Source organism: Pseudomonas sp. FG47 (genome assembly GCF_057809115.1).
In genome coordinates, this window is the sequence record NZ_JBMDJI010000001.1 from 346,199 (window position 1) to 368,717 (window position 22,519).

The 22,519-nt window shown below is 65.9% G+C and carries 21 protein-coding genes; 12 read left to right on the top strand and 9 right to left on the bottom strand.

What is annotated here, in order from left to right:
• Positions 1 to 27 precede the first annotated feature (27 nt).
• From ACODS5_RS01650 to ACODS5_RS01690, 9 genes are all read left to right on the top strand, one after another.
• Positions 28 to 1,116 (top strand): efflux RND transporter periplasmic adaptor subunit, encoded by a 1,089-nt coding sequence (locus tag ACODS5_RS01650; RefSeq protein ID WP_489107753.1) that lies wholly within the window; start codon positions 28 to 30, stop codon positions 1,114 to 1,116.
• Positions 1,113 to 2,180, top strand: coding sequence for an efflux RND transporter periplasmic adaptor subunit (locus ACODS5_RS01655; protein WP_134688909.1), 1,068 nt, complete (start codon positions 1,113 to 1,115; stop codon positions 2,178 to 2,180). Before ACODS5_RS01650 ends, ACODS5_RS01655 begins: the two co-directional genes overlap by 4 nt.
• Positions 2,177 to 5,242: an efflux RND transporter permease subunit gene (locus tag ACODS5_RS01660; RefSeq protein ID WP_134688908.1), complete on the top strand. Its 3,066-nt coding sequence runs from the start codon at positions 2,177 to 2,179 to the stop codon at positions 5,240 to 5,242. Before ACODS5_RS01655 ends, ACODS5_RS01660 begins: the two co-directional genes overlap by 4 nt.
• A 198-nt stretch (positions 5,243 to 5,440) precedes the next feature.
• Positions 5,441 to 5,623, top strand: coding sequence for a sulfur starvation response protein OscA (gene oscA, locus ACODS5_RS01665; protein WP_134688907.1), 183 nt, complete (start codon positions 5,441 to 5,443; stop codon positions 5,621 to 5,623).
• 47 nt (positions 5,624 to 5,670) lie between these two features.
• Positions 5,671 to 6,678 carry a sulfate ABC transporter substrate-binding protein gene (locus ACODS5_RS01670; protein WP_489107754.1) on the top strand — a complete coding sequence of 336 codons (1,008 nt, stop codon included), beginning with the start codon at positions 5,671 to 5,673 and terminating at the stop codon, positions 6,676 to 6,678.
• 182 nt (positions 6,679 to 6,860) lie between these two features.
• Positions 6,861 to 7,679, top strand: a complete 819-nt coding sequence (gene cysT, locus ACODS5_RS01675; RefSeq protein WP_134688905.1) for a sulfate ABC transporter permease subunit CysT — start codon at positions 6,861 to 6,863, stop codon at positions 7,677 to 7,679.
• 14 nt (positions 7,680 to 7,693) lie between these two features.
• A complete protein-coding gene (gene cysW, locus ACODS5_RS01680) occupies positions 7,694 to 8,566 on the top strand; it encodes a sulfate ABC transporter permease subunit CysW (protein WP_134688904.1) in 873 nt (290 codons plus the stop codon).
• A gap of 3 nt (positions 8,567 to 8,569) precedes the next feature.
• Positions 8,570 to 9,559: a sulfate/molybdate ABC transporter ATP-binding protein gene (locus ACODS5_RS01685; protein WP_489107755.1), complete on the top strand. Its 990-nt coding sequence runs from the start codon at positions 8,570 to 8,572 to the stop codon at positions 9,557 to 9,559.
• A gap of 64 nt (positions 9,560 to 9,623) precedes the next feature.
• Positions 9,624 to 10,058, top strand: a complete 435-nt coding sequence (locus ACODS5_RS01690) for an acyl-CoA thioesterase (RefSeq protein WP_134688902.1) — start codon at positions 9,624 to 9,626, stop codon at positions 10,056 to 10,058.
• On the opposite strand, the gene ACODS5_RS01695 is transcribed toward ACODS5_RS01690, so the two are convergent.
• The 5 genes from ACODS5_RS01695 to fdhD all read right to left on the bottom strand — a co-directional run bounded on the left by ACODS5_RS01695 (position 10,048) and on the right by fdhD (position 15,923).
• Positions 10,048 to 10,704, bottom strand: coding sequence for a LuxR C-terminal-related transcriptional regulator (locus tag ACODS5_RS01695; RefSeq protein ID WP_489107756.1), 657 nt, complete (start codon positions 10,702 to 10,704; stop codon positions 10,048 to 10,050). The genes ACODS5_RS01690 and ACODS5_RS01695 overlap by 11 nt on opposite strands.
• Positions 10,705 to 10,822: 118 nt before the next feature.
• A complete protein-coding gene (locus tag ACODS5_RS01700) occupies positions 10,823 to 11,632 on the bottom strand; it encodes a CheR family methyltransferase (protein WP_134688900.1) in 810 nt (269 codons plus the stop codon).
• Between the two features lie 210 nt (positions 11,633 to 11,842).
• On the bottom strand, positions 11,843 to 12,322 hold the full coding sequence (locus tag ACODS5_RS01705) for a YMGG-like glycine zipper-containing protein (protein ID WP_134688899.1): 480 nt from the start codon (positions 12,320 to 12,322) through the stop codon (positions 11,843 to 11,845).
• A 419-nt stretch (positions 12,323 to 12,741) separates the two neighbouring features.
• Positions 12,742 to 15,087 (bottom strand): FdhF/YdeP family oxidoreductase, encoded by a 2,346-nt coding sequence (locus tag ACODS5_RS01710; protein ID WP_489107757.1) that lies wholly within the window; start codon positions 15,085 to 15,087, stop codon positions 12,742 to 12,744.
• A gap of 8 nt (positions 15,088 to 15,095) precedes the next feature.
• The gene (gene fdhD, locus ACODS5_RS01715; protein WP_489107758.1) at positions 15,096 to 15,923 is read right to left on the bottom strand and encodes a formate dehydrogenase accessory sulfurtransferase FdhD; all 828 of its coding nucleotides are present in this window, start codon (positions 15,921 to 15,923) and stop codon (positions 15,096 to 15,098) included.
• Positions 15,924 to 16,097: 174 nt separating this feature from the next.
• On the opposite strand from fdhD, the gene lysM reads away from it, so the two are divergent.
• Positions 16,098 to 16,538: a peptidoglycan-binding protein LysM gene (gene lysM / locus ACODS5_RS01720; protein WP_134693224.1), complete on the top strand. Its 441-nt coding sequence runs from the start codon at positions 16,098 to 16,100 to the stop codon at positions 16,536 to 16,538.
• Between the two features lie 69 nt (positions 16,539 to 16,607).
• Here lysM and yrfG read toward each other — a convergent pair whose 3' ends face one another.
• Entirely contained in the window at positions 16,608 to 17,270 is a 663-nt protein-coding gene (yrfG, locus tag ACODS5_RS01725) for a GMP/IMP nucleotidase (RefSeq protein WP_134693225.1), read from the bottom strand.
• Positions 17,271 to 17,334: 64 nt separating this feature from the next.
• On the opposite strand from yrfG, the gene nudE reads away from it, so the two are divergent.
• Positions 17,335 to 17,901: an ADP compounds hydrolase NudE gene (gene nudE, locus ACODS5_RS01730; RefSeq protein WP_134693226.1), complete on the top strand. Its 567-nt coding sequence runs from the start codon at positions 17,335 to 17,337 to the stop codon at positions 17,899 to 17,901.
• Entirely contained in the window at positions 17,898 to 18,731 is an 834-nt protein-coding gene (gene cysQ, locus ACODS5_RS01735) for a 3'(2'),5'-bisphosphate nucleotidase CysQ (RefSeq protein WP_489107759.1), read from the top strand. The genes nudE and cysQ overlap by 4 nt, the downstream gene beginning before the upstream one ends.
• 95 nt (positions 18,732 to 18,826) lie before the next feature.
• Here cysQ and ACODS5_RS01740 read toward each other — a convergent pair whose 3' ends face one another.
• From ACODS5_RS01740 to ACODS5_RS01750, 3 genes are read right to left on the bottom strand one after another with little or no spacing between them, the layout of a single operon-like run.
• A complete protein-coding gene (locus ACODS5_RS01740; RefSeq protein WP_489107760.1) occupies positions 18,827 to 19,282 on the bottom strand; it encodes a YiiD C-terminal domain-containing protein in 456 nt (151 codons plus the stop codon).
• On the bottom strand, positions 19,279 to 20,688 hold the full coding sequence (locus ACODS5_RS01745) for a sigma-54-dependent transcriptional regulator (RefSeq protein ID WP_489107761.1): 1,410 nt from the start codon (positions 20,686 to 20,688) through the stop codon (positions 19,279 to 19,281). The genes ACODS5_RS01740 and ACODS5_RS01745 overlap by 4 nt, the downstream gene beginning before the upstream one ends.
• The gene (locus ACODS5_RS01750; RefSeq protein WP_134693230.1) at positions 20,685 to 22,499 is read right to left on the bottom strand and encodes a sensor histidine kinase; all 1,815 of its coding nucleotides are present in this window, start codon (positions 22,497 to 22,499) and stop codon (positions 20,685 to 20,687) included. The genes ACODS5_RS01745 and ACODS5_RS01750 overlap by 4 nt, the downstream gene beginning before the upstream one ends.
• Positions 22,500 to 22,519 lie beyond the last annotated feature (20 nt).

A 22,519-nucleotide genomic window follows, 5' to 3' on the forward strand; every position in this document is an offset into this window, starting at 1 on the left:
TTCAGCTGAGAGAAGCAAGGAGCCTGCATGACGCTAGAGCGTGTGCCGCTGGTCGTTTGCCTGGGGCTGCTGTCCGTGCTTTCAGGCTGTGGCAAGGAGGAGGTCGGCCAGGTACTGCCCCGGGTCGCGGTGCAACAGGTGCAAGCCACCGATTTCGCCGCCCGGGTCACCCTCACCGGTGACGTGCAGGCGCGGGTGCAGACCGACCTGTCATTTCGCGTGGGCGGCAAGATCATCGCGCGCAGTGTCGATGTCGGTGACCACGTCAAGGCCAATCAGGTACTGGCGCGCCTGGACCCCAAGGACCTGCAGAACAACGTCGATTCGGCCAAGGCCGAGGTCTTCGCCGAACAGGCCCGGGTCACCCAGACCAGCGCCGCGTTCGTGCGTCAACAAAAGCTCCTGCCCAAGGGCTACACCAGTCAGAGCGAATACGACTCCGCCGAAGCCGCGCTGCGCAGCAGCCAGAGCGCGCTCAAGGCCGCCCAGGCGCAACTGGCCAACGCCAACGAGCAGTTGAGCTACACGGCATTGGTGTCCGAAGCCGATGGCGTGATCACTGCGCGCCAGGCCGAGGTCGGCCAGGTGGTGCAGGCAACCATGCCGATCTTCGGCCTGGCGGTCGATGGCGATCGTGACGCGGTGTTCAATGTCTATGAGTCGCTGCTGGTGGCGCCCAGCAGCGAGAAGAACTTGACCATCAGCATGATCGACAATCCCGCCATCACCGCCCAGGGCCATGTACGCGAGATCACGCCGACGGTCTCGGCCCAGAGCGGCACGGTGCAGGTCAAGGTGGCCCTGCGCGATGTGCCCAAGGGCATGGCCCTGGGTGCGCCGGTGACCGTTTCGGCCAGTGCCCATGGCAAACCGAGTGTCGAGCTGCCCTGGTCTGCCCTGACCAAGGCCCTGAGCGAGCCCGCGGTGTGGGTGGTCGGCGAGGGCGACAAGGCGCAATTGCGCAAGGTCCAGGTGGCACGCTACCTGACCGGCAAGGTGGTGATCAGCGAGGGGCTGGAGGCCGGTGAGGTGGTGGTGGTCGGGGGCGGCCAGTTGCTGAACCCTGGTATTCAGGTCGAGAAGGTCGACGCCAGAAACACAGGAGTCGCGCCATGAGGCCGTTGCTGCCAATGTTCTCTGCCTGCTTGTTGCTGGCCGCCTGTGGCGGCGAGGACGTCCCGCCCGAACCCGTGCGGCCGGTGCTGTCAACGGTGGTCGAACCCCAGGTGCAAGCCCAGCTTGGGCGGTTTGCGGGGAACATCCAGGCACGTTACGAGAGCACCCTGGGGTTCCGCGTATCCGGCCGTATCGCCCGACGCTGGCTGGATGTCGGCGCACAGGTCAAACCAGGCGACACCCTGGCCACCCTCGACCCGACCGACCAGCAGAACCAGCTGCGCGCCGCCGAAGGTGACCTGGCGCGGGTCCAGGCGCAATGGATCAACGCCCAGGCCGATGCCCATCGCCAGCAACAGCTGTATGACCGCGGGGTTGGCGCCCAGGCCCAGTTGGACATTGCCCAGACCAACCTGAAGACCACCGGCGCGTCGCTGGAGCAGGCCCGCTCGGCGGTCAACCAGGCGCGCGACCAGCTCGACTACAGCACCTTGCGCACCGACCATGCGGCGGTGATCACCGCCTGGCAGGCCGAGGCCGGGCAGACCGTCAGCGCCGGCCAGGCGGTGCTCACCCTGGCCCGCCCGGACGTGAAGGAAGCGGTGATCGACCTGCCGATCTACCTGGCCGAGCAACTGAACCGCAACCTCACCTTCACCGTCGCCTCGCAGCTCGACCCGAGCATCAACACCACCGCGACCCTGCGCGAGCTGGAGCCGCAGGCCGATGCCACCACCCGTACCCGCCGCGCGCGCCTGACCCTGGCCGCTACCCCGGAGGCATTCCACCTGGGGACCGCGGTCAGCGTCACCCTGACCTCGGCGGTGGCGCCGCGCAGCGAGTTGCCGCGCTCCGCGCTGCTCGAGCGCGATGGCAAGACCCTGGTCTGGGTGGTCGACCCGCAGGGCAAGACCGTGGCCACCCGCGACGTCACCCTGGCCGAGCGTGGCGCCGACAGTGTCATCCTGTCCTCCGGCGTGCAACCCGGTGAGCGCGTCGTCATCGCCGGGGTGAACAGCCTCAAGCCCGGCCAGAAAGTCACCTTCGACGAGGACGCACGATGAAAGGAAGCTTCAACCTCTCCGAATGGGCGCTCAAGCACCAGTCCTTCGTCTGGTACCTGATGTTCGTCGGCTTGCTGATGGGCGTGTTCTCCTATTTCAACCTGGGCCGAGAGGAAGATCCGTCCTTCACCATCAAGACCATGGTGATCCAGACCCGTTGGCCGGGCGCGACCCAGGACGAGACCCTGTACCAGATCACCGACCGGATCGAGAAGAAGCTCGAGGAGCTCGACTCGCTCGACTACGTGAAGAGCTACACCCGTCCCGGTGAATCGACGGTCTACGTGTACCTGCTCGACACCACCAAGGCCAAGGACATCCCGGATATCTGGTACCAGGTGCGCAAGAAGATCCAGGATATCCGTGGCCAGTTCCCGCAGGGCGTGCAGGGCCCTGGCTTCAACGACGAGTTCGGCGACGTGTTCGGCTCGATCTACGCCTTCACCTCCGACGGCTTGAACCTGCGCCAGCTGCGCGACTACGTGGAGCAGGCCCGCGCCGAGGTGCGCGAGGTTCACAACATTGGCAAGATCGAGCTGATCGGCACCCAGGACGAAGTGCTCTACCTGAACTTCTCCACCCGCAAGCTGGCGGCGCTTGGCATTGACCAGCGGCAGGTCATGGAGGCCCTGAAATCGCAGAACGCGGTAACCCCCGCGGGGGTGATCGAGGCCGGGCCGGAACGTATCTCGGTGCGCACGACCGGGCAGTTCGCCTCGGAGAAAGACCTGGAGACGGTCAACCTGCGCATCAATGACCGCTTCTTCCGCCTGGCTGACATCGCCGATATCGAGCGTGGCTATGTCGACCCGCCGGCGCCGATCTTCCGCTACAACGGCAAGCCGGCCATTGGCCTGGCCATCGGCATGAAGGCGGGCGGCAACATTGAAGTGTTCGGTGCGGCGCTGAAGAAGAAGATGGACAGCATCGTCGCCGAACTGCCGATCGGGGTCGGCGTGCACACGGTGTCCGACCAGGCGGTGGTGGTCAAGCAGGCGGTCGGCGGCTTCACCAGCGCGTTGTTCGAGGCCGTGGTGATCGTGCTGGTGGTGAGTTTTGTCAGCCTCGGTATTCGCGCGGGGCTGGTGGTGGCGTGCTCGATTCCCCTGGTGCTGGCCATGGTGTTCGTGTTCATGGAGTACAGCGACATCACCATGCAACGGATCTCGCTGGGGGCGCTGATCATCGCCCTGGGCCTGTTGGTGGACGATGCGATGATCACCGTGGAGGTGATGGTCACGCGCCTGGAAATGGGCGAGACCAAGGAGCAGGCGGCGACGTTCGCCTATACCTCGACGGCCTTCCCGATGCTCACCGGCACCCTGGTGACCGTGGCCGGTTTCGTGCCCATTGGCCTCAATGCCAGCTCCGCAGGCGAGTACACCTACACCTTGTTCGCGGTGATCGCCGTGGCCTTGTTGGTGTCCTGGGTGGTGGCGGTGTTCTTCGCCCCGGTGCTGGGGGTGCATATCCTCAGCAGCGAAAAGCTCAAGCCCCATGAGGCCGAGCCCGGGCGGGTCGGCCGGGCGTTCGAACATGGGCTGCTGTGGTGCATGCGCCACCGTTGGGTGACGGTGATCGGCACCATCGTGCTGTTCGGGCTGTCGGTGCTGGGCATGCGTTTCGTGCAGAACCAGTTTTTCCCATCGTCAGATCGTCCGGAGATCCTGGTCGACCTCGACCTGCCGCAGAACGCCTCGATCGAGGAAACCCGCAAGGTGGTCGACCGCCTGGAGGCGAAGATCAAGGACGACCCCGACCTGGTGCGCTGGAGTACCTACATCGGCCAGGGCGCGATTCGCTTCTACCTGCCCCTCGACCAGCAGTTGCAGAACCCCTATTACGCCCAGCTGGTGATCGTCAGCAAGGGCTTCGAGGAGCGCCAGGGCATGATCGAGCGCCTGCAGAAACTGCTGCGCGAGGAGTTCGTCGGCATCGGCAGCAACGTCCAGTCGCTGGAGATGGGCCCGCCGGTGGGGCGGCCGATCCAGTACCGGGTCAGTGGCAAGGACATCGACCAGGTGCGCCGTTACGCCATCGAACTGGCCACGGTGCTCGACGGCAACGAACATATCGGCGACATGATGTACGACTGGAACGAACCCGGTAAGGTGCTGCGCATCGAGATCGCCCAGGACAAGGCCCGCCAGCTGGGGTTGTCGTCCGAGGACGTGGCCAATGTGATGAACAGCATCGTCAGTGGCGTGCCGGTCACCCAAGTCAACGACAACATCTACCTGGTCGACGTCGTCGCCCGTGCCGAGGACAGCGAGCGGGGCTCACCCGATACCTTGCAGAACCTGCAGATCGTCAACCCCAGCGGCGTATCCATTCCCTTGCTGGCCTTCGCCACCGTGCGCTACGAGTTGGAGCAGCCGTTGGTGTGGCGTCGCGACCGCAAGCCGACCATCACCATCAAGGCCTCGGTGGTCGGCGATATCCAGCCGACCAACCTGGTGGCGCAGCTCAAGCCGAAGATCGACGAATTCGCCAGCAAGCTGCCCCCCGGTTACGGCGTGGCCACCGGCGGTACGGTGGAGGAGAGCGGCAAGGCCCAGGGACCGATCGCCGATGTCATCCCGTTGATGCTGTTCCTGATGGCAACCTTCCTGATGATCCAGTTGCACAGCGTGCAGAAGCTGTTCCTGGTGGTCAGCGTGGCGCCGCTGGGGCTGATCGGCGTGGTGCTGGCGCTGGTCCCCACGGGCACGCCGATGGGCTTCGTGGCGATCCTCGGTATTTTGGCCCTGGCCGGGATCATCATCCGCAACTCGGTGATCCTGGTGACCCAGATCGACGAGTTCGAGGAACAAGGCTATTCGCCCTGGGACGCGGTGGTGGAGGCGACCAACCACCGGCGCCGGCCGATCCTGCTGACGGCGGCGGCGGCGAGCCTGGGCATGATCCCCATCGCCCGGGAAGTGTTCTGGGGGCCGATGGCCTACGCGATGATTGGCGGCATCATCAGCGCAACGCTGCTGACGCTGTTGTTCCTGCCGGCGCTGTACGTGGCCTGGTACAAGATCCGCGAACCGGAGCACAGCTCCAAAACCCAACACTGACCCCTGTAGGAGCGGCCTAGCGTCGCGAACGGGCTGCGCTAGGCCGCTCCTACAGAAATGCTGCTTATCGTTGGTTATATAAACATTCTTAAACAGTATTTTTAAGAATATCCGCGCCTCTCTAGTATGGCTTTCACGCCAGGCGCAAATCCCCCTTCAGAACCTCTGCCCGGCACCCTTACTCACAGGAGAACGAGCATGAGTGCATCTCTGCGCAGCATCGACGGTCAGGACGAAACCACCATCCTGCGGGAAATCCAGAGTGCCCTGCGCGACCTGCGCTTCGGCGCGGTGGAGATCACCGTGCACAACGCCCAGGTGGTGCAGATCGAACGCAAGGAGAAGTTCCGCCTGCAGCAGCCCGGCAACAAGTCCGGCTGATACCGCATCACTTCAAAACTAGAAAAATGCCAATCGGGAGCTTCACCATGTCCATCCGCCGTTATGCCCTGGCCGCCCTGGCCAGCGCTGTTTTTGCCGGTTCCGCGATCGCCAAGGACTACGAACTGCTGAACGTGTCCTACGACCCGACCCGCGAGCTGTACCAGCAGTACAACGCCGAGTTCATCCAGCACTGGCAGGCCGCCCACCCAGGCGACAAGGTGAAGATCCAGCAATCCCACGGTGGCTCCGGCAAGCAGGGCCGGGCGGTGATCGATGGCCTGCGCGCCGATGTGGTGACCCTGGCCCTGGCCGGTGACATCGACGAGATCGCCAAGCTCGGCAAGACCCTGCCCGAGGACTGGCAGAAGCGCCTGCCGGACGCCAGCACCCCCTACACGTCGACCATCGTGTTCCTGGTGCGCAAGGGCAATCCGAAAGGTATCAAGGACTGGGGCGACCTGATCAAGAAGGATGTCTCGGTAATCACTCCCAACCCGAAGACCTCCGGTGGCGCCCGCTGGAACTTCCTCGCCGCCTGGGCCTATGGCCTGAAGACTGGCGGCAGCGAAGACAAGGCCAAGGAGTACGTGCAGGCGCTGTTCAAGCATGTGCCGGTGCTGGACACCGGTGCTCGCGGCTCGACCATCACCTTCGTCAACAACGGCCAGGGCGATGTGCTGCTGGCCTGGGAAAACGAAGCCTTCCTGGCGCTGAAGGAAGACGGCGGCAGCGACAAGTTCGAGATCGTCGTGCCGTCGCTGTCGATCCTGGCCGAGCCGCCGGTGGCGGTGGTGGGCAAGAACGCCGAGAAGAAGGGTAACGAGAAGATTGCCGAGGAGTACCTCAAGCACCTGTACAGCCCGGCCGGGCAGAAGATCGCCGCGCAGAACTTCTACCGCCCGCGTGACGAGAAGGTCGCCGCCGAGTTCGGCAAGCAGTTCCCGAAACTGGACCTGGTGACCATCGACAAGGACTTTGGTGGCTGGAAGACTGCACAGCCGAAATTCTTCAACGACGGCGGTGTGTTCGATCAGATCTATCAGGCACAGTAAGGGCCAAGGAAAAGCGGGGCCGCTGTGCGGCCCAATCGCCGGCAAGCCGGCTCCTACAGGGGCTCGCGTTTTCTGTAGGAGCCGGCTTGCCGGCGATTGGGCTGCACAGCAGCCCCAGGATTCAGAAGCCTGCACCGGCCCGGCATAACCGCCGGGCCTCGTGCGTTCAACCAGGGACCTTTATGTCACGTCGCATTTCCCCCGTCATACCCGGCTTCGGGCTGACACTGGGCTACACCTTGGTGTACCTCAGCCTGATCGTGCTGATACCGCTGGCGGCCATGTTCATTCATGCCTCGCAGCTCACCTGGGAGCAGTTCTGGAACATCGTCAGCGCGCCGCGGGTCATCGCCGCGCTGAAGCTGAGTTTCGGCACCGCCCTGTTCGCCGCCATCATCAATGGTGTGATCGGCACCCTGCTGGCCTGGGTGCTGGTGCGCTATACCTTCCCCGGGCGCAAGGTCATCGACGCCATGATCGACCTGCCGTTCGCCCTGCCTACCGCCGTCGCCGGTATCGCCTTGACCGCCCTGTATGCCCCCTCGGGCTGGGTCGGCCAATTCGCCACCGACCTCGGTTTCAAGATCGCCTACACGCCGCTGGGCATCACCCTGGCGCTGACCTTCGTCACCCTGCCGTTCGTGGTGCGCACGGTGCAGCCGGTGCTGGCGGACATCCCCCGCGAAGTCGAGGAGGCCGCCGCCTGCCTTGGCGCTAAGCCCTTGCAGGTGTTTCGCCATGTGCTGGCGCCGGCGCTGCTGCCGGCCTGGCTCACCGGCTTTGCCCTGGCTTTCGCCCGGGGTGTCGGCGAGTACGGCTCGGTGATATTCATCGCCGGCAACATGCCGATGAAGACCGAGATCCTGCCGCTGCTGATCATGGTCAAGCTCGACCAGTACGACTACACCGGCGCCACCGCCATCGGCGTGCTGATGCTGGTGGTTTCCTTCATCCTGCTGCTGCTGATCAACCTGCTGCAGCGGCGCATCGAAACCCCTTGAAGGAGGCCCCGGTAATGTCTTCGTCTTCCCTTGGCGCGACCGCCGCCGCCAACGCCGCCCGGCGTGGCAGCGCGACCTCGCGCCGTGTGCTGATCACCCTGGGCTGGATCGTCTTCGCGCTGTTCCTGCTGCTGCCGCTGGTGATCGTGGTATCCCAGGCGCTGAAGAACGGCTTCGGCACCTTCTTCGAGGCGATCTTCGAGGCTGACGCGCTCTCTGCGCTGAAGCTGACCTTGCTGGCGGTGCTGATCTCGGTGCCCCTGAACCTGGTGTTCGGGGTGTCCGCGGCCTGGTGCGTGAGCAAGTACAGCTTCCGCGGCAAGAGCATCCTGGTGACCCTGATCGACCTGCCGTTCTCGGTGTCGCCGGTGATCGCCGGCCTGGTCTACGTGCTGATGTTCGGCGCCCAGGGCCTGTTCGGCCCGTGGTTGCAGGACCACGACATCCAGATCGTCTTCGCCCTGCCGGGCATCGTCCTGGCGACCATCTTCGTTACCGTGCCGTTCGTCGCCCGTGAACTGATCCCGCTGATGCAGGAGCAGGGCACCCAGGAGGAGGAGGCCGCGCGCCTGCTCGGCGCCAACGGCTGGCAGATGTTCTGGCACGTGACCCTGCCGAACATCAAGTGGGGCCTGATCTACGGCGTGGTGCTGTGCACCGCGCGGGCCATGGGCGAGTTCGGCGCGGTGTCGGTGGTGTCCGGCCACATTCGCGGCGTCACCAACACCTTGCCGCTGCACGTGGAGATCCTCTACAACGAGTACAACCATGTCGCGGCCTTCAGCGTGGCCAGCCTGTTGCTGATCCTGGCGCTCTTCATCCTGCTGCTCAAGCAGTGGAGCGAGAACCGTATTAACCGCCTGCGCCACAGCGCCGCGGAGGAATGATTCATGTCGATCGAAGTACGTAACGTCAGCAAGCGCTTCAACAGTTTCCAGGCCCTGGACAACATCAACCTGGATATCCACAGCGGCGAACTGGTGGCCTTGCTCGGCCCGTCCGGCTGCGGCAAGACCACCCTGCTGCGGATCATCGCCGGGCTCGAGACCCCGGATAACGGCAGCATCGTGTTCCATGGCGAGGATGTGTCGGGCCACGATGTGCGTGATCGCAACGTCGGTTTCGTGTTCCAGCACTACGCGCTGTTCCGCCACATGAGTGTGTTCGACAACGTCGCCTTCGGCCTGCGCATGAAGCCCAAGGGCGAGCGCCCGAGCGAGAGCAGGATCGCCGAGAAGGTCCACGAGCTGCTGAACATGGTCCAGCTCGACTGGCTGTCCGACCGTTATCCCGAGCAGCTCTCCGGTGGCCAGCGCCAGCGGATCGCCCTGGCTCGTGCCCTGGCGGTGGAGCCCAAGGTGCTGTTGCTCGACGAACCGTTCGGCGCGCTGGATGCCAAGGTGCGCAAGGAGTTGCGCCGCTGGCTGGCGCGGCTGCACGAGGACATCAACCTGACCTCGGTGTTCGTCACCCACGACCAGGAAGAAGCCATGGAAGTCGCCGACCGCATCGTGGTGATGAACAAGGGCGTGATCGAGCAGATAGGTTCGCCTGGCGAGGTGTACGAGCAGCCGGCCAATGACTTCGTCTACCACTTCCTCGGCGATTCCAACCGCCTGGCGCTGGCCGAGGGGCAGCATGTGTTGTTCCGCCCACACGAGGTGTCGCTGTCGCGCCATGAAACCGAGGGGCACCATGCCGCCGAAGTGCGTGATATCCGCCCGCTGGGCGCGACCACCCGGGTCACCTTGAAAGTAGAAGGGCAGAGCGAGCTGATCGAGGCCGAGGTGGTCAAGGACCACGACAGCCTGACCGGGCTGGCGCGGGGCGAGACGTTGTTCTTCCGGCCGAAGGTGTGGCAGAAGGTGGCGGATATCTGAGCCGAGCGTGGCCGGGGGGATGGTAAGCTGCCACGACTCGTCGAAGACAGCCCAGGATGTTGCCATGACCGAATCGCCGCAACGCGACGCTTTCTCTCACTTCCACCCCATCCTCACCCGCCCGCAGGACAACGACCTCAACGGCCACCTCGCCGGTTCCACCGTGCACGGCTTCTTCGAAACCGCCATCCAGGCCTTCCTGGTGGAGCAGGCCGAACTGGACCTGCGCGACGGCGAGCTGGCCGCTTTCGTGGTCAGCTCGGCGGCCGATTTCTTCGCCTTGCCGGGCTTCCCGGATGTGCTCGAGGTCGGCCTGGGGGTGACGCGTCTGGCCGGCAGCACGGTGGAGTTCCGCCTGGCGTTGTTCCGCCCCGGCGAGGCCGAGGCCTGCGCGGCGGGCACCCTGGTCCAGGTGTTCATCGAGCGTGCCTCGGAACGGCCGGCAGTGCTGCCCGAGGCGTTGCAACTGATCCTCGCCGGGCTGTCGCTCAATCGTTGAGGCGGATGATCCCTTCGCGCACGGCGAACAACACCAGCCCGGGCACATCGTGGATCTGCAGGCGGTGCATGATCTGCGAGCGGTGGGCTTCGACGGTCTTGATGCTCAGGCCCAGGCCGTCGGCGATGGAGCGGGTGGTCTCGCCGCGGGCGATCAGGCGCAGGATCTCCAGCTGGCGGGTGGTCAAAGGCTGAGCCGGGGCCTGGGTGGTGGTGCGCTTGCGGCTGTGCTTGAGGGCCTGGCCTATGACCATCGGCAATACCGCCGAACACAGGTACTGGCCACCGCCACGCAAGGTCTGCAGGGCTTGTTCGAGCTCGACCACCGGCGCGTTCTTCAGCAGGAAGCCGTGGGCGCCCAGTTGCAGGCAGTTCATCACATGGTCCAGCTCCGAACGCGCCGAGAACATCAGCACCCGGCTGCCGGGCACACGGATGAACAGCTCCTGCAAGGCCTGCTGGCTGTCCAGCTCACCACTCATGTCGAGCACCACGATGTCGGGCTTGAGCTTTTCGGCCAGGCTCACGGCGGCAATGGCATCGCCGGTGTCGCCCACCACGACGAAGTCTTTCTTCTGCTCGAGCAGGGCGCGCAGCCCGGCGCGAAAGAGCGGCGATTGGTCGGCAAGGAGGATTCGGCAGGGCATGGATAAAGGCCTGTTTCGCAAGGGAAGGGGGGCGGCAGGCTGGCTCGATCCCAAAGCGCACTGCCGCGCGGGCGCGCGATCAGTCCTTGTCTGCCGAGCGGCGCGGCAGTACCTCTGATCATAGGCGCTCGAACACTGACGGCAGCAGTGGCCGCAGCGGCAGGTCCAGCCCGTGAATGCTCTCGCTGTGGCTGATGATCAGCAGCCCGCCCGGGCGCAGGTGCCCCAGCAGGCGTGGCAACAGCTTGGCCTTGTATGGCGGCGCCAGGTTCGCCAGCAGGTTGCGCAACAGGATGGCATCGAAGCTGCCAAGGTGAGCCGGCAAGGCACGGATCAAGTTGATCGCCTCGAAGCGTACCCGCTCACGCAGCGCAGACGCGATGCGCAGGCGCCCCGCCGTCTCGCCGACCCCGCACAGACAATGGCGGGCCAGCCAGCCTTCGGGGAAGTAGCGGGCCTGGGCGATGTCGTAGATGCCCGTGGCGGCGCGCGCCAGCAACTGAGGGTCGAAGTCGCTGGCCAGCACCTGCCAGCCCGGCAGCCGCGAGCTTTGCGCGGCGACCATGGCCAGGCTCCAGGCCTCCTCGCCGGTGGCACAGGCGGCGCTCCACAGGCGCGGCGGATGTTCCAGCGTGGCCAGCCAGTGGGCCAGGCATTCGAAGTGGCGGTGTTCACGGAAAAAATAACTGTCGCGGGCAACCAGCAGGCGCAGCAGGTGCTCGAGCTCGCCCGGGCCAGCGTGGCTGTCGAGCACTGCCAGGTACTGCTCGAACTGCGTCAGCCGCAGGGCCTTGAGCCGCTGGTGCAGGCGGGCAGCCACGCCGGTGCGGCGGTCATCGCCCAGGTGCACGCCGGTGGCTTGTTCGACCCGTTGGCGAATGTTCGCAAAACCGGCTTCGCTGAGCAGGGGCGGGCGGCGACCAGGCATCGGTCAGGTGTCCCTGGCCTGGGCCGAACAGATCGGATCGATGACGATCACGCGCATTCCCTGCGTCCTGTGCATGGTTTGAAGGGCGGATGATAACTAGTGGCTAGTAGCCTCCATATCGGGGTGGCCCTTAATCCCCTGGCGCAGGCAGCAACGAAAAGGCCCCGCCGGTGAGGGCGGGGCCTTAGGTGCCAGGCGTAAGGCTGGCGATCAGTCGCGCCAGTGACGCTTGTGCTTGCGGTGGCCGTAGTGGTGGCCACGGTCATAGTGGCGGCGGTCGTCGTCATAGCCACGACGGTAGCGACGCTCATGGCGCTCGTCTTCGTCGGCTTTGTTGCCCATGTAGTTACCCAGTGCGCCACCGGCGCCACCGCCGGCCGCGGCACCGATATAGCTACCGGTGGTGCCGCCCATGGAGCGACCGACCACGTTGCCGCCGGCCGCGCCCAGGGCACCACCGATGGCGGCTTCGCCACGCTGGCGCTTGTCCGCGCCCAGGGCACCGCCGGCTGCGCCACCCAGGCCGGCGCCAATGGCGCCGCCGGTGCTACCGCCGATGGAGTTGCCCACCACGGAGCCCAGTACCCCACCCAATGCGCCGCCAATGCCGGCCTCGGTGGTGCCGCCTGCCATGGCAACGCCGCTGAGCAAGCTGAAAGACAACAACAGAATCGAGGAGTACTTCTTCATCAAGAGAGCCTCAAGGGGATGACGAGGCGGAATGTGAGGCTCGGCGAATGGGCTTGCAACGGAAATCCGACGAGTAGCACGAGTTGTACACAATTCTCTAACTTATTGAATTATGTATGAAACTTTCACGATTTTCGGCGGTCTGAGGTATTTATGACCAAGCCCTGAGCCGTTGCGGACCAGGGCTTTTTTGTGGGTGGCGTTCAAGGGGCTTGGCGGTCCCTTGTAGGCGCGGCCTTGCGTCGCGAAAGGGCCGCGCAGCGGCCCCGGCCATCTACACGGCGCAGCTGAAATAGGCGGCGCAGTTGAAACTACGTGATGCAGCTGAAACTACGCGGCGCCGCTGAAATCTAGGGCCGCTGCGCGCCCCATCGCGACACAAGGCCGCTCCTACAGGGACCGTGCGTCTGGAGCACGGTTCAGACAATACGCCCGTCGTCCCGCGCACGCTCCAGCTTGATGGCGATGAACTTCGAAGTTGGCGTATGGCTGCCATCGCCGATGCTCTCCAGCGGCACCAGTGGGTTCACCTCTGGGTAATAGGCCGCCGCCTGCCCGGCCGGGATATCGAACGCCAGCAAGGTAAAGCCGTGTACCCGGCGCACATGCTCGTCGCCCCACAGCGAGACGATGTCGACCTTCTGCCCTGGCTGGAAGCCCAGGCGCACGATATCGGCCTCGTTGGCGAACAGCACGTCGCGCTGGCCGCGCACGCCGCGGTAGCGGTCGTCCATGCCGTAGATGGTGGTGTTGTACTGATCGTGCGAGCGCATCGACTGCAGGATCAGGTCGGGCACCTGGCCGCTGGCGCGCACGCGCTCATCGAGCAGGCTGTCGGGCAGCAGGTTGGCCTTGAAGTTGGCGCGGCCGCTGGCGGTCTTCCACTGGCGGCTGCCAGCGCTGTTGCCCAGGTAGAAGCCGCCTGGCAGTTCCAGGCGCTGGTTGAAGTCGGCAAAGCCCGGGATGGTGTCGGCGATCAGGTCGCGGATGCGTGCGTAGTCCGCCACCAGCCAGTGCCAGTCCACCGGCTGCTTGCCCAGGGTGGCGGCGGCGATGCCGGCCACCACCGCCGGCTCCGAGCGCATCTGCCGCGATAGCGGCTTGAGCTGGCCGTTGGAGGCGTGGACCATGCTGAACGAGTCTTCCACCGTCACCGCCTGCGGGCCTTCGCCCTGCAGGTCTATATCGGTGCGGCCCAGGCACGGCAGGATCAGTGCCTGCTTGCCGTGCACCAGGTGGCTGCGGTTGAGCTTGGTGCTGATGTGTACGGTCAGCTCGCAGTTGCGCAAGGCTTGGGCGGTGCGCTCGGTGTCCGGGGTGGCCTGGGCGAAGTTGCCGCCCAGGCCGATGAACACCTTGGCCCGGCCTTCGAGCATGGCGTGGATCGCCTCCACCGTGTTGTGGCCGTTGTGGCGGGGCACGGCAAAGCCGAAGCGCTGTTCCAAGGCATCGAGCAGGGCCACCGGTGGGCGCTCGTTGATGCCCATGGTGCGGTCGCCTTGCACGTTGCTGTGGCCACGTACCGGGCACAGGCCGGCACCTGGCACGCCGAGGTTGCCGCGCAGCAGCATGAGGTTGACGATTTCCTGGATGGTCGGCACCGAATGGCGGTGCTGGGTGATGCCCATGGCCCAGCACATGATCACCCGCTTGCCTTTGCAGTACATGCGCGCCGACAGCTCGATGTCGGCCAGGGCCAGGCCCGATTGCGCCACGATCTGTTCCCAGGGGGTGGCATCGACCACCGCCAGGTAGTCGTCCACGCCATGGCCGTGCTCGGCGATGAAGCCGTGGTCGAAGATCGCCGGCTCGCCCTTGGCCTGCGCTTCGCGCTCCCACTGCAGGAGGAACTTGGCCATGCCGCGCAGCAGCGCCATGTCGCCGCCCAGGGCCGGGCGGAAGAACGCGGTGTTGGTCGGGCGGTCGCTGTTGGTCAGCATCTCCAGCGGGTTCTGCGGGTGCTGGAAACGTTCCAGGCCGCGTTCTTTCAACGGGTTGACGCAGACCACCTGGGCGCCGCGCTTCACCGCGTCGCGCAGCGGATCGAGCATGCGCGGGTGGTTGGTGCCAGGGTTCTGGCCCCAGACGAAGATCGCGTCGGCGTGTTCGAAGTCATCGTAGGTGACGGTGCCCTTGCCCACGCCGACGCTCTGGCCCAGGGCCACGCCGCTGGCTTCGTGGCACATGTTCGAGCAGTCCGGGAAATTGTTGGTGCCGTAGGCGCGCACGAACAGCTGGTAGAGGTAGGCCGCCTCGTTGCTGGCCCGGCCCGAGGTGTAGAACTCGGCCTGGTCGGGGCTGGTCAGGTCGTTCAGGTGACGGGCGATCAGGGCGAAGGCCGCGTCCCACTCGATCGGCTGGTAGCGGTCGCTGAGCGGGTCGTAGACCATCGGCTCGGTCAGCCGGCCCTGGTACTCGAGCCAGTAGTCGCTCTGCGTGAGCAGCGCGCTGACGCTGTAGCGGGCGAAGAACGCCGCGTCGACGCGGCGCTTGGTGGCTTCCCAGTTGACCGCCTTGGCGCCGTTCTCGCAGAACTTGACCATGCCGCTCTCGGGCGAATCGCCCCAGGCGCAGCCGGGGCAATCGAAGCCGCCGTTCTGGTTGGTCTTGAGCAGGGCGCGGATGTTCTTCAGGGCGTTGTCGCTGCCGACCCAGGCCTTGGCCACGCTGCGCAATGCGCCCCAGCCGCCGGCGGGGCCGGGGTAGGGTTGGTAACGGGGGGAGGCGGCGGGGGCGTTGTCGGGCAGTTTTTCGTACGAGGTCACGGCTGTTGCTACTCCGCCGCTGGGCTGAAGACCCGCGGTGCGCTGTGTTTGGGCAGGTGGATGAGGTTGAGGTTGTGCTTGCGTGCCCATTGCAGGGCAAGTCCCGTGGGGGCCGAGAGGCTGACCAGGGTCTGGATGCCGGCGCGCAGGACCTTCTGGATCAGTTCCAGGCTGCAGCGGCTGGTGACGATGGCAAGGCCACCTTCGGTGTCGATGCGTTGGCGCAGCAGGGCGCCGATCAGCTTGTCCAGGGCGTTGTGCCGGCCGATATCCTCGCGACCCAGCAGCAGCTGGCCATCGCGGTCCATGAACAGCGCCGCGTGCACCGCGCCGCAATGTTGGCCGAGGGGCTGGAAGGCATCGATGCGCTGGCGCAGGTCGTTGAGCCAGTGCGCTGGTGGCAGCGGCGCACCGGGCAGCACCTTGAGTTCGGGCAGCGCCTGCTCCAAGGCTTCGACACCGCACAAGCCGCAGCCGCTGGTGCCAGCCAGCTGGCGGCGCTGGTCCTTGAGGTTCCAGAACGCGCGGCTGGAGATCTGCAGGTCGGCGTACAACGCCGAGCCGCTGCCGGAGAGCTTCACGTCGTAGATTTCATCGGTGCTGGCGACGATGCCGCTGCCGACGCTGAAGCCCACGGCGAAGTCTTCCAGGTCGGTGGGGCTGACCAGCATCACCGCCTGGTTGAGGCCGTTGTAGACGATGGCCAGGGCGACTTCCTCGGCCAACGGGGTGCTGTCGCGGCTTGCGTCGGACAGTTGCACGTAGTCGTAGGTGTTGCTGGCGGCGGGCAGGGCGAGGGGCGTGGACGCCGCGCAGACCGGTGGCTTGCTGTTCATCGGGGCGAATACCGGCTGGCAGTTTGACCCCACCAGCCTAGGCCTCTGGGCCGAGGGCGTCTAATCGCTAGCGTCTATTCCGTGATAGAGCGCGTCGATCAGTCGCAGGGCGGCGGGTTGGGCGATCCTGGCCTAGACTGCTGCTTCCATGGATTCATCATCAAGGAGCGCCACATGAGCCTGTTCAGTTTCGTGAAGGAAGCCGGCGAGAAGTTGATCGACCTGCTGACGCCGGGCAACGCCAATGCCGAGGAGCAGTTGAAGAAGCATGTCCAGGACATCGGCCTGGGCAACCCGAACATCTCCGCCACTGTAGAGGGCGACAAGGTGATCCTCAAGGGCGAGGTGAGCAGCCAGGAAGAGAAGGAGAAAATCATCCTGGCCGCGGGCAACATCGCCGGCGTGGCCTCGGTGGACGACCAGATCACCGTGACTGGACCGGTGGCTCAGGCGGCGCGGTTCGTCGAGGTTGAGAAGGGCGACACCCTCAGTGCCATCTCCAAGCGGGTGTATGGTGATGCGAACAAGTACCAGAAGATCTTCGAAGCGAACAAGCCGATGCTGAAGGACCCCAACAAGATCTATCCGGGGCAGGTGCTGCGTATTCCTGATTGATCGCATCGCGGGGCAAGCCCGCTCCCATGAGTGCTTCGTCGTGGGAGCGGGCCTGCCCCGCGATAGGGCCTATAGCCCAGTCAACAAATCCCGATAATCCTCGACCGCCGCAAACTCCTGGGTATCCCGCGGTTTGCCCTGACTATCCGGCTGACGCACCGCCAGCAAATGCCCGACGCCAAACTGCCGGGCACTGCGCAGGATCGCCAGGGTGTCGTCGATGAACAGGCTGCGCGCCGGGTCGAAGCCGATGTCCGCCTGCAATGCGTCCCAGAACTGCGGGCTCTCCTTCGGGTAGCCGTAGTCATGGGAGCTGATCAGCCGTTCGAAATACGGCGCCAGCTCGACCCGCTCCAGTTTCAGCGACAGCGAATCGCGGTGCGCATTGGTGATCATCACCACGCGCTTGCCTGCCTGACGAACGGCGGCCAGGAAAGTGTCAGCGTCGGGCTTGAGCGCGATCAACTCGGCGATCTCCTGTTTGAGCGCGCGAATCGGCAGGCGCAGCTCGCGGCTCCAGAAGTCCAGGCAGTACCAGTTGAGCGTGCCGGCGTGGCGCTCGAACAACGGTTGCAGCTCCATCTCGGCCATGGCCCGGCTCACGCCATGCAGCTCGGCATAGCGCTGGGGCAGGTGCTCCAGCCAGAAGCGGTTGTCGTAGTGCAGGTCGAGCAGGGTGCCGTCCATGTCCAGCAGGACGGTATCGATGGCGGACCAGGGAAGAACGGGCATGGGAAACTCTCGATCAGTCGGCAAGCCACGGTATAGTAACCCGTTCACGCCAAGGAGCCGCCCCATGCGCCAGAAACCCACCGTCCTCAATCGCGAGATTGTCGCCAGCAGCCGCCTGTTCCGTGTCGAAGCCGTGCAGTTGCGCTTCGCCAACGGTGCCGAGCGCACTTACGAGCGCCTGGTCGGGCGTGGCAACGGCTATGGCGCGGTGATGATCGTGGCCATGCTCGACGCCGAGCATGCGGTACTGGTGGAGGAGTACTGCGGCGGCACCGACGAATACGAACTGTCCCTGCCCAAGGGCCTGATCGAGCCGGGTGAAGACGTGCTGGCCGCCGCCGACCGCGAACTCAAGGAAGAGGCCGGGTTTGGCGCGCGCCAGCTGGAGCACCTGACCGAACTGTCGCTGTCGCCCGGCTACATGAGCCAGAAGATCCAGGTGGTGTTGGCCACCGACCTGTACGAAGAGCGCCTGGAGGGCGACGAGCCCGAGCCGATGCGGGTCGACAAGGTCAACCTGCGCGAACTGTCGGCCCTGGCCATGCACCCGCAGTTCACCGAGGGCCGGGCGCTGGCGGCGCTGTACCTGGCCCGTGACCTGCTGATCCAGCGTGGGGCGCTGAGCGTATGAGCGACCGGCAATTGATGCAGGGCGTGGTGCAACTTGCCTTGCGCGCGGGCGAGGCGATCCTGCCGTTCTGGCGCGCCGACGTGGCGGTGAGCAACAAGGCCGACGACTCGCCGGTGACCGCTGCCGACCTGGCGGCGCACCGGGTGATTGCCGATGGACTGCTGGCGTTGGCGCCCGAGATCCCTGTGCTGTCCGAAGAAGACTGCGACATCCCGCTGGCGACCCGTGAAAGCTGGCAACGCTGGTGGCTGGTCGATCCGCTGGACGGTACTAAGGAGTTCATCGCCGGCAGCGAGGAATTCACCGTCAACATCGCGCTGATCGAGCGCGGCGAAGTGGTGTTTGGCGTGGTGGCCATGCCGACCAGTGGCCGCTGTTACTACGGCGGTCGCGACCTGGGGGCTTGGCGTGGGGAGGGTAAAGGTGCCGCGCAGTCGATCCAGGTGCGCAACACGCCGCCAGCGCAGGGTCGCTTCACCGTGGTCGCCAGCCGCCGGCATTCCAGCCCGCAGCAGGAAGCCTTGCTGGCGGGGCTGGGGACTGCGGTGGGCGAGCTGGAACTGGCCAATATCGGTAGTTCGCTGAAGTTCTGCCTGCTCGCCGAAGGTGCCGCCGATTGCTATCCGCGCCTGGCGCCGACTTCGCAATGGGATACCGCTGCCGCGCAAGGGGTGCTGGAAGGCGCTGGCGGCGAGGTGATCGGGCTGGATGGATCGCCGTTGCGCTATCCGCCGCGCGAATCGTTGCTCAATCCGTTTTTCCTGGCGTTGCCTGGGGGAGCCGAGTGGCGCCTCGCGTTAGTTCGGTTGGCTGCTCAGATCAATAGCTGACATTGTCGGGGCCGCTTTGCGGCCCTTCGCCGGCAAGCCGGCTCCTACAGGGGTAACGTAGGAGCCGGCTTGCCGGCGAAGGGGGCTGTGAGGTCTCAACGGTGCAACACGTACTGCCCGCTGAACCTCACCGCAGGCTCATCACTCCCTTCGTTGCACACCAGCGTCTCCAGCGTCAGCCGCGCCCGCCCGCGACGCTGATACATCGCCAGGAACCGCGCCCAGGCCTTCTCGTCCGGCGCCGGGCAACGCGCCACGGCAGCCCCGGTGACCGGCAGCGGATAACTGATCTGCCCCTCCTGGATGACGATATGCCCGTCACCGATGCCCAGTTCGCGCAAGCGCAGGTGCAGCCAGCCCCACCCCACCAGCACCGCGCCACAGTACAGGCTGCCGCCGAACATGGTGCTCTTGTGATTGACGTTGGGCGCCAGCGGCAGTTGCAGGCGCAGGCAGTGCTGGTGCCAGTCGAGCACCTGCATGCCCATCTCGCGGGTCAGTGGGATATCGCCGTGCAGCACGGTTTGCAGGTACTGGCTATCGCTACTCATTGACGGTTGTCCTCCTGGTCGTCGTGCCCGCCGCTTGCGCCTTCGAAGCTCAGGCCATGCTTGCGCAGCTTGTCGTGCAAGGTCTTGCGCGGGATGCCGAGGGCTTCGGCGAGGCTGCGCATGGAGTTGTGCGGCTGGTTCAGCTCGGCGGCGATCAGCGCGCGCTCGAACTGCTCGACCTGTTCGCTGAGGTTGCCGCCGGGCACGGGCAGTGCAGTGCCGGCGCTGGTGCTCGGCACCTGGCCGTCGAGGGCCAGCTCCAGCCCCAGGGCGAAGCGCTCGGCGGCGTTCTGCAGTTCGCGCACGTTGCCCGGCCAGTCGTGGCGCAGCAACAGCGCGCGTTGCGCCGGTTGCAGGCTGTGCGGCGGCAGGCCGTGGCGTGTGCTGGCGGCGTCGGCGAAGTGCTGGAACAAGACCAGGATGTCGTCGCCGCGTTCGCGCAGTGCCGGGATGCGCAGTGGCGCGACGTTCAGGCGGTAGTACAGGTCGGCGCGGAAGCGCCCCTGGTCGGCGGCCTGGCGCAGGTCTTCCTTGGTCGCGGCGATGATGCGGATATCCAGTGGGATCAGCTGGTTGCCGCCGAGGCGCTCGACCACCCGCTCCTGCAGCAGGCGCAGCAGCTTGACCTGTACGTCGAGGCTCATGCTCTCGATCTCGTCGAGGAACAGCGTGCCGCCGTTGGCGAACTCGAACTTGCCGATGCGGCGCTTCTGCGCGCCAGTGAACGCCCCTGGCTCATGGCCGAACAGCTCGCTCTCGACCACCGACTCGGCCAGGGCGCCGGCGTTGATCGCCACGAACGGGCCGTCGCGGCGGCTCGACAGGTCATGCAGCGCGCGGGCCACCACCTCCTTGCCGGCACCGGTCTCGCCGAGAATCAGCACATCGGCGCGGGTTGCGGCCAGGGCGCCGATCTGCTCGCGCAGGCGCTGCATGCCCGGCGACTGGCCGACCAGGCGCGTGGCCAGTTGCTGGCGGTCGCTCAGGGCCAGGCGCAGGCTGCGGTTGTCCAGCACCAGGCGGCGCAGGGCCAGGGCCCGGCGGACGCTGTCGAGCAGGGCGTCGCTGGCGAAGGGTTTCTCGAGAAAATCATAGGCCCCGGCGCGCATCGCCTGCACCGCCAGCGGCACATCGCCGTGGCCGGTGATCAGCAGCACCGGCAACTCGTTGTCGCGGGCATGCAGTTGCTCGAGCAGTTGCAGGCCATCGATACCGGGCATGCGGATATCGCTGACCACCACCCCCGGCCAGTCCTGCTCGATGCGCGCGGCCAGGCCCTGGGCTTCGGCCAGCGCCACTACCTTGAGCCCGGCCAGGTCGAGGGTCTGGCTCAGCGCCTGGCGCAGGTGGGGGTCATCGTCGACCAGAATCACCTGGGCGCGGCTGTCGATCAGTGTCTCGGTCATGCCGAGGTGTCCTCCGAGGATTGCAGGTTGGCGCCGGGCTTGGCCACGCGCATGCGCAGGGTCAGCAGGGCGCCGCCTTCCGGGTGGTTGCCCAGCAGCAGTTCGCCGCCCAGTGCGTGCATCAGGCTTTCGCAGATGGCCAGCCCCAGCCCCAGGCCCTGGGTGCGGGTCTTGGTGGTGAAGAACGGCTCCTTGGCGTGCTCCAGGGCCTGGCGACTGAAGCCTGGGCCATTGTCGCGAATGTACAGGTAGACGCAGTCATCCTGGCGTTCGGCACTCAGCCACAGCTTGCGCGGGTTGGCTTTTTCGGTGAGGGCGTCGAGGGCATTGGCCAACAGGTTGCCAAGTACCTGGCGCAGCCGCGTTTCGCCGGCCTGCACCCACAACGTGGCCTCGGGCAGGTCGCGCACCAGCTCCACGGCCATGGCCCGGCGCCGTTTGGCCAGCAGTGCCAGGGCGTCGTCCAGCGCCGGTTGCAGGGCCACGCTTTCCGGGGCGTGCTGGTCGCGGCGGGCGAAGGCGCGCAGGTGGGTGATGATCGAGGCCATGCGCCCAGTCAGCTCGCCAATCAGCTTGAGGTTGCCGCGCACATCGTCGGTGCGTTGGTGGTCGAGGAGAATCTCGGCGTTCTCGGCGTAGCTGCGGATCGCCGCCAGCGGCTGGTTGAGCTCGTGGCTGATGCTCGCCGACATGGTGCCCAGCACCGACAGCTTGCCGGCCTGGACCAGTTCGTCCTGGGCGCGCACCAGCTCCTGCTGGGCATTCTCGCGTTCCAGCACGGCGCTTTTGAGCCGGGTGTTGAGGCCCTCCAGGTCGGCGGTGCGTTCGATCACGCGCTTTTCCAGCTCCTGGCGGGCGCGGGCTTCGAAGTCGATGCGGTCGATGTAGTGGCGTCGGCGCTGCATGACCAGGCCGGCCAGCAGCATGGTCACCAGCAATGCGCCGGCGCCGATGGCCATGACGGTCTGCACCGAGCGGTCCACCAGCTGGCGTGGGGCGAGGATGCTCACCTGCCAGCCGGTCTCCTGGATGTTGCGGGTCTGGATCAACCAGGCCTCAGGGTTCAGGCTCAGCGGTTGCGGGGCCTGGGTCGGGTAGGGCTGGATGGCGATGATCGCCTGGCGTTCGGCATCGCTCAGCGCGCGGGTGGCGCGAAAGCGCCAGTCCGGTCGCGAAGTGAGCACCACCACGCCGTTCTGGTCGGTCAGCAGCAATTGCTCCGGGGTGCGGCCCCACAGGGTTTCGGTGTGATCGAGGTCGACCTTGACCACCAGCACGCCGATCACCCGCTCACGGTCGTGCACGGCGGCGGCGAAGAAGTAGCCGCGCTTGGCCGAGGTGGTGCCTTGGCCGAAGAAGCGCCCCAGGCGGCCGTCCATGGCTTCTATGAAGTACGGGCGGAACGAGAAGTTGCGGCCGACGAAGCTGTCCGGCTTGTCCCAGTTGGAGGCCGCCAGGGTGTTGCCGCTGACGTCCATCAGGTACATCACCTCGGCGCCGGTCTGGTGGGCGATGTCCTTGAGCAGGCGGTTGGCGTTGGTCACCGACTCCAGGCGCAACGGGTCGGCCAGCACGCCGCGCAGCGCCGGCAGGTCACCGAGGATCTGCGGCAGGGTCTCGTAGCGGTGCAGGGTGCCGAGCAGGTTGGCCACGTAGAGGTCGAGGGTCTGGCGGTTCTGCGAGGCCAGTTCGTCCTGGTAGTAACGCTCCGCCAGGTGGTGCAGCGGCCAAAGCAGCGGTGCCAGGCACAGCGCCAGCAAGGCCAGGCTGCGCCAGCGCGGGCGGCGTGGAGGCGTGGGTCTTGGAATCATCGCGGTCATTGCGCCAGAAA

Coding starts and splice junctions, on each gene's coding strand:
- ACODS5_RS01740 (WP_489107760.1), bottom strand. CDS start 19,282: ATGAGTAGCGATAGCCAGTACCTGCAAACCGTGCTGCACGGCGATATC.
- cysW (WP_134688904.1), top strand. CDS start 7,694: ATGTCTTCGTCTTCCCTTGGCGCGACCGCCGCCGCCAACGCCGCCCGG.
- ACODS5_RS01660 (WP_134688908.1), top strand. CDS start 2,177: ATGAAAGGAAGCTTCAACCTCTCCGAATGGGCGCTCAAGCACCAGTCC.
- fdhD (WP_489107758.1), bottom strand. CDS start 15,923: ATGAACAGCAAGCCACCGGTCTGCGCGGCGTCCACGCCCCTCGCCCTG.
- nudE (WP_134693226.1), top strand. CDS start 17,335: ATGCGCCAGAAACCCACCGTCCTCAATCGCGAGATTGTCGCCAGCAGC.
- ACODS5_RS01700 (WP_134688900.1), bottom strand. CDS start 11,632: ATGCCTGGTCGCCGCCCGCCCCTGCTCAGCGAAGCCGGTTTTGCGAAC.
- lysM (WP_134693224.1), top strand. CDS start 16,098: ATGAGCCTGTTCAGTTTCGTGAAGGAAGCCGGCGAGAAGTTGATCGAC.
- ACODS5_RS01750 (WP_134693230.1), bottom strand. CDS start 22,499: ATGATTCCAAGACCCACGCCTCCACGCCGCCCGCGCTGGCGCAGCCTG.
- yrfG (WP_134693225.1), bottom strand. CDS start 17,270: ATGCCCGTTCTTCCCTGGTCCGCCATCGATACCGTCCTGCTGGACATG.
- cysQ (WP_489107759.1), top strand. CDS start 17,898: ATGAGCGACCGGCAATTGATGCAGGGCGTGGTGCAACTTGCCTTGCGC.
- ACODS5_RS01650 (WP_489107753.1), top strand. CDS start 28: ATGACGCTAGAGCGTGTGCCGCTGGTCGTTTGCCTGGGGCTGCTGTCC.
- cysT (WP_134688905.1), top strand. CDS start 6,861: ATGTCACGTCGCATTTCCCCCGTCATACCCGGCTTCGGGCTGACACTG.
- ACODS5_RS01670 (WP_489107754.1), top strand. CDS start 5,671: ATGTCCATCCGCCGTTATGCCCTGGCCGCCCTGGCCAGCGCTGTTTTT.
- ACODS5_RS01655 (WP_134688909.1), top strand. CDS start 1,113: ATGAGGCCGTTGCTGCCAATGTTCTCTGCCTGCTTGTTGCTGGCCGCC.
- ACODS5_RS01705 (WP_134688899.1), bottom strand. CDS start 12,322: ATGAAGAAGTACTCCTCGATTCTGTTGTTGTCTTTCAGCTTGCTCAGC.
- ACODS5_RS01695 (WP_489107756.1), bottom strand. CDS start 10,704: ATGCCCTGCCGAATCCTCCTTGCCGACCAATCGCCGCTCTTTCGCGCC.
- ACODS5_RS01685 (WP_489107755.1), top strand. CDS start 8,570: ATGTCGATCGAAGTACGTAACGTCAGCAAGCGCTTCAACAGTTTCCAG.
- ACODS5_RS01690 (WP_134688902.1), top strand. CDS start 9,624: ATGACCGAATCGCCGCAACGCGACGCTTTCTCTCACTTCCACCCCATC.
- ACODS5_RS01745 (WP_489107761.1), bottom strand. CDS start 20,688: ATGACCGAGACACTGATCGACAGCCGCGCCCAGGTGATTCTGGTCGAC.
- oscA (WP_134688907.1), top strand. CDS start 5,441: ATGAGTGCATCTCTGCGCAGCATCGACGGTCAGGACGAAACCACCATC.